This window comes from Microcystis sp. M_QC_C_20170808_M3Col (genome assembly GCF_007095505.1).
Classification (GTDB): Bacteria; Cyanobacteriota; Cyanobacteriia; order Cyanobacteriales; family Microcystaceae; genus Microcystis.
The window spans coordinates 1-8,849 of sequence record NZ_SFBY01000261.1; the positions used below are offsets into that span (position 1 = coordinate 1).

Genomic DNA, 8,849 nt, shown 5'->3' on the forward strand with positions numbered 1-8,849 from the left:
AATCAAAAAATCGACTCCCTTGAAACACGGATGGATGAGAGATTTGACAAGGTGGAGGACCGGTTGACGAAACTGGAGATAGGCCAAGCTGATTTAAAAGGCGATATTAAAGTATTAGATGAGAAAATCGAGGGATTAACGGTACGGGTTGGTTATCAGGAATTTACCAACCGGGGGATTCTGATAGCTTTGGTGGTCGCTGTCTTGGGAGGTGCTGCTAAACTTTTCGGTTTTTTCCCCAATCCCTAGAAGTTACCCCCGATACTTAAACCTGACCTGAAATGGGAACTTGGGGTTTTGGGGAATTAGGGTTTTGGGGATTTTGGGGTTTTTAGTAGCCATTTATCGGCATTATTAGTCATGATGACGATCAGTCCTAAAACCTTATTATACTGACCATAAAGTTTTCTACCAGTCTCAATATCTAAATATTGGCATTTAACAGCAAATTTTAACCAAACTTGGCTTTCTGCTGCTTCTGCTTCCGCATCATTTAATCTCAGCAAAAATGAACCCTTATATCGTCTTCTACGCCATGCCTCCGCTAAATTAGCACAGACAGAACGAGAAGAACGTCGAATTTGGTCAATTAATGAATATTTTTCCGACCCAGGAAACTTTTTAGATAGTTCAAAGATTTCCATAGCCAGATTAAAGGCGATCTGATAAACTTCTATATCTTCATGGGTGTTCAGCAATTTCTTAGGTTTTTGCACCATAATTCCCCTTTCCTGATGGATGATTCTTACTTTCCCTTATAAATACCTCTTGTCAAACCTAAATTCAGGAAAATTCCCCATCACCCCATCACCCCATCACCCCATCACCCCATCACCCCATCACCCCATCACTACCCCATCACCCCACCACCCCATTCCCCCATTCCCCCATTCCCCCATTCCCCCATCACCCCATTCCCCCATTCCCCCATTCCCCCATCACCCCATCACCCCATCACCCCATCACCCCAAAAAAAATTTTTCCCAAGGGTGATAGGTTTTCTGAAACGGGTGGGTAAGTTGTTTATAGAGAACAGAAAACACTTACCAAAGGATACACCCATGAACTCTACCTTCAAACTCAAACTCATCCAAGCTCTCAACAAAAAGAACGGTAACAAAGGTTTCACCCTCATTGAACTCCTAGTTGTTGTTATCATCATCGGTGTACTGGCCGCCATCGCTCTCCCCAACCTCCTCGGTCAGGTAGCCAAAGGCAGACAAGCGGAAGCTCGCACCCACCTCGCTAGCATTAACCGCGCTCAACAGGCTCACCGCTTGGAAACAGGTTCTTTTGGAATATTCTCCACCGACGCTGATGATAACGAATTGCCCGTATCTATAGCAGCACCTCAATACTATGAGTTTGAACAGGGGATAGCACCCATTCGGGAGGAGGCTGGAACTAATGCTGTGGCTATCGACGATTACCAAGACGATATTCGCGACTACTCTGCTGCAGTAGCTCAAACCGACGCGGGTGTTTTTAGTGCGGCTATTTGTGAAACAGATAACCCGGCTGATGCCCTCGTCCAGGCGACTACAACTGGTGGTACTGCGCAATGTGAGACGGGAAGCAAACAAATCAAATAGATATTCTTCCCAGATTGCTTAAAAGCTTTCTGGCATAATAACCAACAATTGATAATCTAGCGGAAGGTGGCAGGGAAATGTTTTCTCGGAAACCTTGCGCTTTTGATTTTTTGGGGAAGTGGGGATTTTTCAGTGAACAGTAAACAGTAATCAGTGAAAAGACCCGTTGCATAATAGAGATATGAATGGAGGAAATCAAAATGCAATGCCTTCAGCAACTCCTGAAAAGAAAGTTCCGAAGTTTTCACCTAACACTGTCTACTTAAAACTGCAATCTGATAACTGATAACTGATAACTGATAACTGAAATCCCCCAACACCCAAAATATAGTCAATATTGCCAGCACCTAACTATGAAATACCTTCTTTTTTCAGCAATCAAATCACAGGAAAAAAAAGCGAGGGGTTTCACTCTAATAGAATTGTTAGTAGTGGTGATTTTATTGGGGGTTCTCGCTGCCATCAGTTTACCGAGTCTCTTGGGACAAGTCGCTAAGGGTAGGCAAGCAGAAGCGCGCGCAACACTGGGATTAATCAATCGCGCCCAACAGGGTTATCGTTATGAAAAAGGGACTTTTGCTACTTTATCTGAACTAGCTCTGGAAGCTGCCACTATTTCCCTAAAATTCTATAATATCAGCGAAGTGGGAACCACCAATCCTGTTGGAGTCGCCTATGAATTGGATGCTTTGACTCCATTTGATAACGATATTAAAAATTATGCTGGAGCGGCCGGACAAACGGCAGCCGGGGCCTATACTGGTATTGTTTGTGAGGATGAAACTCCTTTAGAAGATAATGTTTCTACCAGTAATTCCGCCGGCGAGCTTGATTGTGTTGATGGCATTAAAATTAATTAAAATAACCCCAAAAAATTTTTATTTTTGTTGATAAGTAAATGGTTATAATTATGAAGGTCGTGATTTGTAGGTTAATTCATCGTAGGGTTAATTCATGAATTAACCCTACCCTTGATAAGGGGGGAGGTGACAATTTTTAACCTCTAAGTGGGTAGGTATTAAAAACTTTCAGATCCCCCCGCCTATCGGCACCCCCCTTAATAAGGGTGGCAGGGGGGATCGAACCTAAAATTCATGTTTTAATTTAATTAAAACCAGCTACTTATACCATTTTTCTTTATTCTTGGCAGGTATCTTACCCCCCCGACGTCGGGGGGGTTGGGGGGGTGGGGGGTTGGGGCGATTAACCATCTCTGCCATTACTTATGAAAAATGGTATTACGTTACTGATTATTGACTTTTATTTAAAGCTATGCTATACGCACAAAAATCTCTCAATCTATCCTTACTTAAAACTCTGGGTTTAATCGCTGTTATCGGTGGACTAATCATGGCTATTGTGGAAATGCAACAGGAAAAGGTGAAAACCTTGACCAAAGAAAAGTTATTAGAGAGAAATTATGCTCAAGAATCTCGCCTAGAAAATGCTCAGGTTGAGTTATTAAAGAATATACCTTCTTTTGGCTTTGATAATATGTTAGCCAATTGGTCAATGTTACAGTTTATACAATACTATGGCGATGTGGATGCTCGTCGGGAAACTGGTTACGGTTTAAGTCCCGATTTTATGGAAATTGTCACTAAAAATGACCCGAAATTTATCCGCGCCTATTTGATGATGTCTGTCGCTTCTTCTGTCAATGCTGGCAAACCCGAAAGAACCGTTGAGATTATGAATAAAGGTTTATCAAAAATCACTCCTGATGTTACTGATGCCTATTTTATTTGGTTATATAAAGGAGTGGATGAACTATTATTTTTAGGTGATATTCCTGCGGCGAAAAAATCTAATCAAATGGCCGCCGATTGGGCAAAAATTGCCGGTAATGAATTTATCGAAAAATCCGCTAGGGGAACGGTGAAATTTTTAGAAACTAATCCCGATAGTCGCGCTCCTAGAGTCGGCGCTTGGATGTTAGTCTGGATAAATAGCCAAGACGAAGAAACCCGCAAGTTAGCCAAGGAAAATATCGAAAAATTGGGCGGTAAATTGGTGATTAATAATAATCAAGTGATGGCAATTCCCCCCAAGGATTAGGGGTTGACATATTTTTTATCCTGCCAAAACCTATGATTTAATAAGCCATCAATATCCTCAGCAAAGGGACAAACATCGGGAAAATTAGAGTCTGGATAATCCTCTTTCACCGCTTCTAAAGCTTCTCGATAACATTCTTCTAAAATCTCTATCATAAACCTTTTCAAACTAGGAGAATACTTAAATTCCTTATTCAACTCCTTGCGAAAATTTCTAATTTCAATTTCCCATCCCCGATAACAATCGGGAAGAACCACATAACAACGTTTTAATAAATGTTCTAATAAACGAGTTAAAAAATTATCAACCGCTTTGCGTTGACTTTTCCCCAAAGATTCCACCTCCTCGATTAAATTCTCTAAATCAACTTGATAGAAATCCCCAGATTTTAATTGTTTGACGGTTGCTTCTATCCACAAAGCAAAATCTCGATCATAAAGATTTTTTACCTTTGCTAAAGTCATAATTTTTCTCCTTGTTAAACTTAAATTAATTTCTTGAAAATCACACTAAATCTGGGTATTAAAGACTGATTATTTATTCCCCCTATTGCCTATTGCCTCTACTCAACGGATTTAGTATCAAAGTTTAACTTTCCCAAAACTTATGATTTAATAAACCATCAATATCCTTAGAAAAAGGACAAACATCGGGGAAAATAGCATCATATTTAATTCGCATATTCTCCACCGCTTCCTGATAACAATCATCACACATATCTGTTAAAAAACTGCATAAACTAGGGGAATCTTTAAGGATATCTTTTAACTTAGATTGACAACGTTTAATTGTTACTTCCCAACCTCGATAACAGTCGGACAAAGGAAGATAACGCCGTTTTAAAGCCTGTTCAAATAATGTAATTAAACGGGTTTTTAGTTCTCTTTTGTCTCGTCTTCCCAAAGATTCCACCTCCTCGATCAAATTCTCTAAATCAACTTGAGATAAATCCCCAGATTTTAATTGTTTGACCGTCTTCTCTATCCACAAAGCAAAATCTTGATCATAAAGATTTTTTACCTTTGCTAAAGTCATAATTTTTACCTCCTCTGTTGACTAATTACCCTCATTTTATCTAAACCTCGCCAATTCAGACGGCTCTCTTGTCCTTCGTGTGATAAGTTTGATTAATCGATCGCTAGTTACTCTCTGTGTCCTTTGTGCCTTTGTGGTTCATCCCTCTCTTCACAACTAACAAGCCACAAACTGCACCGATCGAGGGATAATATAACCTTGATATCTATGCCATCATCTTATGAAAATTTTAATTATGGGTGGAACCCGATTTATCGGCGTTTCTTTGACTAAAGTATTAGTAGAACAGGGTCATGAGGTGGTATTATTCAATCGTGGCAATAAACCCGCTCCGGTTGCTGGAGTACGACAGCTCCACGGCGATCGCACTGACCCAGCGCAACTGAAAGAAAAGCTTAAAAATGAGAGTTTTGAGGCAATTTTCGATAATAATGGCAGAGAATTAAGTGATACTCAGCCCCTCGTCCAGATTTTTAGGGAAAGAATCCAGCATTTTGTCTATGTTAGCTCGGCGGGGGTTTATTTAAAATCTGACCAAATGCCCCACAAAGAAGGAGATAAACTAGATCCCAAGAGTCGCCACAAGGGAAAATACGAGACAGAAAACTATTTAAACGAGATGGGTTTACCCTGGACTGCCATCCGTCCGGTTTATATCTACGGACCGGGCAACTATAATGACCTAGAAGCTTGGTTTTTTGACCGTTTGGCTCGTAATCGTCCTATTCCTATACCTGGTCAAGGGGAACATTTTACCCAATTCGGTCACGTTGTCGATCTAGCTAAGTCCATGGCCGCAGTATTGGGTAATTCTCAGGCCATTGGTCAAGTGTATAATATTTCAGGCGATCGCTATGTAACTTTTAACGGTTTAGCGAAAGCTTGCGCGGCAGCCATGGGGAAAAATGCCGAGGAAATCGAGATTGTTAACTATAACCCCAAAAAATTTGACTTCGGCAAAAAGAAACCTTTCCCCCTGCGAGTTCAACATTTTTACGCTGATATTAATAAGGCCACCCGGGAGTTAAACTGGCAGCCCGAATATGATCTCGTCAGTGGTTTAGCAGACTCCTTCCAGAACGATTATCTCCCTTCCGGTCGAGATCGGCAAGAAATAGACTGGGCGATCGATGACCAGATCTTGGCACAGCAATAAAATTAATTTTCTGGTGGGAGTGGGGAAGTGGGGAAGTGGGGAAGTGGGGAAGTGGGGAAGTGGGGAAGTGGGGAAGTGGGGAAGTGGGGAAGTGGGGAAGTGGGGGAATTTCAACTAACACCCTATCACCCTAAAACCCTAAAACCCCAACACCCTAAAACCCTAACCCCCAAACTGATGCAGCCTTAAGCGGTTATTGGACATTCCACCAACCGAAGGCCGGCCCGACAAAGCGAATAACTACCCAAGCGCCGGCTAAAACTCCTATACCAATCCAGGCACCCCTAGTGGTTAACTTGTAAGCTTGGGCCGCTTGACTTTTGGTAATCGGTAGCCAAGGCAGGATATTTTCTTCCTGTCCATATTTATCACCCAGGGCCGATTGACGACGTTTTGATTCACCCATACTAATGTCAATTATTAAGAGGTTTTTATCTGATTGTATATCGAAAGACAACAGGCCACACCCAGTCCTAGTCCCTGAAACTGTTATAAAATTAAAGGTTGCGACTGAAACGAGAAGAATTATGGCAACCATTAACAGTAATTACTTAAAACTAAAAGCGGGTTATCTTTTTCCGGAAATTGCCCGACGAGTCCAAGCTTTTGCGGCAGCCCATCCCGATGCTAATATTATCCGTCTGGGGATTGGGGATGTCACCGAACCTTTGCCCCGAGCTTGTCGGGAGGCAATGATTAAAGCGGTGGAGGAAATGGGCGATCGCTCTAGCTTTAAAGGTTACGGGCCCGAACAGGGTTATGCTTGGTTAAGGGAGAAAATCGCCGTCAATGATTTTCAGGCTCGCGGTTGTGATATAAGTGCCGATGAAATCTTTATTTCCGACGGTTCTAAGTGCGATACGGGCAATATTCTCGATATTTTTGGGGATAATAACTCGATCGCCGTAACTGACCCAGTATATCCCGTTTACGTTGATACTAATGTTATGGCTGGACACACGGGAGAGGCCAACGACCGCGGTGAATACGAGGGACTGATTTATCTGCCAATTACCGCCGAAAATAACTTTACTGCCCAGATTCCAGCCGAAAAAGTCGATTTAATCTATCTCTGTTTTCCCAATAATCCCACCGGGGCCACGGCTACCAAAGAACACTTGACAGCTTGGGTCAATTATGCTAGGGCAAACGGATCGATTATCTTTTTTGATGCGGCCTACGAGGCCTTTATCACCGATGCCAGTTTACCCCATTCCATCTACGAAATCGAGGGGGCGCGGCAATGTGCGATCGAATTTCGCTCTTTTTCTAAAAATGCTGGTTTTACCGGGACTCGTTGCGCTTTAACCGTGGTTCCCCAAAGTCTCATGGCCAAAGCTGCCGACGGGACGGATGTGCAACTCTGGAAACTGTGGAATCGTCGGCAATCGACCAAATTTAACGGCGTTTCCTACATTGTCCAACGGGGGGCCGAGGCGGTTTATTGCCCGGAAGGAAAAGCACAAGTACAAGAACTTGTCAAGTTTTATTTACAAAATGCAACAATTATCCGAGAAAAATTAACCGCTGCTGGTTTAGAAGTCCATGGCGGTGTAAATGCGCCCTACGTCTGGGTAAAAACGCCCCAGGGTCTATCGAGTTGGGATTTCTTCGATAAGCTACTGCACACCTGTAATGTGGTGGGAACCCCCGGATCCGGCTTTGGGGCTGCCGGAGAGGGTTATTTCCGGCTATCGGCTTTTAATAGTCGTGCCAACGTCGAGGCCGCTATGGAGAGAATTATCGATAAATTCCAAGGCTAATGGCTAAGAGGGGGATGTTTGCGGAAGCATCCCCATCGGGAAATAATTGATAGACTGGTAACTACTCACCGACCATGGCTCACCGATGCGACCCTTTTGGTTAGAATCCTTACAGGTAGAAAGATTAACGATCGCAATTGCCAGCTTACCGGCAGCTCTGCAAGGGATCAAGTTGGTGCAGTGGTCAGATCTGCACTGCGATGCACAGCATTTGCCTGTAGCTGTCCTGCAAGAAGCGATCGCCATTACTAATCAAGAAAAACCCGATCTCATCTTCCTGACGGGGGATTTTATTACCGATAGTCCCAGGCCAATTTTTGCCCTAGTCGAGAGCATAAAAGCTCTCAAAAGTCAAGGGGGTATTTATGCTTGTTTAGGAAATCATGACAGTTATCCTCCGCAGGCAAGGGAAACGGTCAGAGCAGCCTTAACTAGCGTGGGAATTCGGGTACTCTGGAATGAAATCGCCACACCCTACGGCGAAAATTTTCCCATTGTCGGATTGGCCGATTATTGGTCCGGGGAATTTTTACCGCAAATCCTCGAGCAAATTTCTCCCGATATACCCAGACTCGTCCTTTCCCACAATCCCGATACAGCCATGCTTTTAAGGGATTGGCGCGTGGATTTGCAGTTATCCGGTCATACCCACGGAGGTCAAGTGACTATCCCCGGTATCGGTTCCCTACCGATAATTTTAGAGAAACTTAGGCGATCGCTGCCAGAACCCTATGGTCAATGGGTTCCCTTTCACCGGCAGTTTAGCAGAGTAGTGCGATACTGGCAATGGTCCGAGGGATTTCACCGAGTTGGGGAAAATCAATTATATGTCAATCGAGGCTTAGGAACCTATTTTCCCGGTCGTCTTTTTTGTCCCCCCGAAGTGACGGTAATTACTTTGATCAACGGCAGTCAGTCTTGAATCAGTGATCAGTGATCAGTTATCAGTGACCAGATGTGAGTTTTTAGTGAACAGTATGACAGCCTTTCTCGTGAAGGTGAAGCACAAGCTCATTCTTGCTAATCAAGTATTTCAGATGCAAGAACGAACCTCATGTATCTGAGAAAAGCTGTAAGTGAGGAGTATTGTAAAGTTTCAATACAAATATAGTCAGATATAGCCAGTCATGGTAATATATAGACAGGAAACTATCAGACTAGGCAAAAAAAACAAGAATAAGTTATCGAACGGCTTGGAGGTGGTGGAAACAAGGGAATTTAACAGGCTATCAATTGCCTTCCGGT

Annotated in this window: 11 protein-coding genes and 1 pseudogene; 8 read left to right on the forward strand and 4 right to left on the reverse strand. The window is 43.0% G+C overall.

From position 1 onward, the window contains the following. Window positions 1-249 (forward strand): annotated as a pseudogene (locus EWV84_RS11875) (DUF4164 family protein); the annotation flags it as partial. A gap of 56 nt (window positions 250-305) precedes the next feature. Here the strand turns inward: EWV84_RS11875 and EWV84_RS11880 are convergent. Further along, the gene (locus EWV84_RS11880) at window positions 306-719 is read right to left on the reverse strand and encodes a four helix bundle protein (protein ID WP_287078155.1); all 414 of its coding nucleotides are present in this window, start codon (window positions 717-719) and stop codon (window positions 306-308) included. 342 nt (window positions 720-1,061) lie between these two features. Between EWV84_RS11880 and EWV84_RS11885 the strand changes: the two genes are divergently transcribed. From EWV84_RS11885 to EWV84_RS11895, 3 genes are all read left to right on the forward strand, one after another. Beyond that, a complete protein-coding gene (locus EWV84_RS11885; RefSeq protein WP_287078156.1) occupies window positions 1,062-1,592 on the forward strand; it encodes a type IV pilin-like G/H family protein in 531 nt (176 codons plus the stop codon). Window positions 1,593-1,945: 353 nt separating this feature from the next. Next, the gene (locus EWV84_RS11890) at window positions 1,946-2,452 is read left to right on the forward strand and encodes a type IV pilin-like G/H family protein (RefSeq protein ID WP_287078157.1); all 507 of its coding nucleotides are present in this window, start codon (window positions 1,946-1,948) and stop codon (window positions 2,450-2,452) included. A gap of 412 nt (window positions 2,453-2,864) precedes the next feature. Next, a complete protein-coding gene (locus tag EWV84_RS11895) occupies window positions 2,865-3,650 on the forward strand; it encodes a hypothetical protein (protein WP_287078158.1) in 786 nt (261 codons plus the stop codon). Here EWV84_RS11895 and EWV84_RS11900 read toward each other — a convergent pair. Together EWV84_RS11900 and EWV84_RS11905 are read right to left on the reverse strand one after the other, a co-directional pair. Then, window positions 3,647-4,114 (reverse strand): DUF29 domain-containing protein, encoded by a 468-nt coding sequence (locus tag EWV84_RS11900; protein ID WP_287078159.1) that lies wholly within the window; start codon window positions 4,112-4,114, stop codon window positions 3,647-3,649. The genes EWV84_RS11895 and EWV84_RS11900 overlap by 4 nt on opposite strands. Window positions 4,115-4,238: 124 nt before the next feature. Beyond that, window positions 4,239-4,685 (reverse strand): DUF29 domain-containing protein, encoded by a 447-nt coding sequence (locus EWV84_RS11905; protein WP_287078160.1) that lies wholly within the window; start codon window positions 4,683-4,685, stop codon window positions 4,239-4,241. A gap of 220 nt (window positions 4,686-4,905) precedes the next feature. Between EWV84_RS11905 and EWV84_RS11910 the strand changes: the two genes are divergently transcribed. Both EWV84_RS11910 and EWV84_RS11915 read left to right on the forward strand, forming a co-directional pair. Beyond that, the gene (locus EWV84_RS11910) at window positions 4,906-5,841 is read left to right on the forward strand and encodes an NAD-dependent epimerase/dehydratase family protein (protein ID WP_287078161.1); all 936 of its coding nucleotides are present in this window, start codon (window positions 4,906-4,908) and stop codon (window positions 5,839-5,841) included. Further along, window positions 5,816-5,959, forward strand: a complete 144-nt coding sequence (locus EWV84_RS11915) for a hypothetical protein (protein ID WP_287078162.1) — start codon at window positions 5,816-5,818, stop codon at window positions 5,957-5,959. The genes EWV84_RS11910 and EWV84_RS11915 overlap by 26 nt, the downstream gene beginning before the upstream one ends. Before the next feature lie 75 nt (window positions 5,960-6,034). Here the strand turns inward: EWV84_RS11915 and EWV84_RS11920 are convergent, their stop codons facing one another. Continuing rightward, window positions 6,035-6,247: a DUF2839 domain-containing protein gene (locus EWV84_RS11920; protein WP_286825267.1), complete on the reverse strand. Its 213-nt coding sequence runs from the start codon at window positions 6,245-6,247 to the stop codon at window positions 6,035-6,037. 121 nt (window positions 6,248-6,368) lie between these two features. Here EWV84_RS11920 and EWV84_RS11925 point away from each other — a divergent pair, with 121 nt between their 5' ends. Both EWV84_RS11925 and EWV84_RS11930 read left to right on the forward strand, forming a co-directional pair. Further along, entirely contained in the window at window positions 6,369-7,604 is a 1,236-nt protein-coding gene (locus EWV84_RS11925; RefSeq protein ID WP_287078163.1) for an LL-diaminopimelate aminotransferase, read from the forward strand. Between the two features lie 85 nt (window positions 7,605-7,689). Continuing rightward, window positions 7,690-8,526, forward strand: a complete 837-nt coding sequence (locus EWV84_RS11930; protein WP_287078164.1) for a metallophosphoesterase — start codon at window positions 7,690-7,692, stop codon at window positions 8,524-8,526. The last annotated feature ends 323 nt before the right edge of the window (window positions 8,527-8,849 follow it).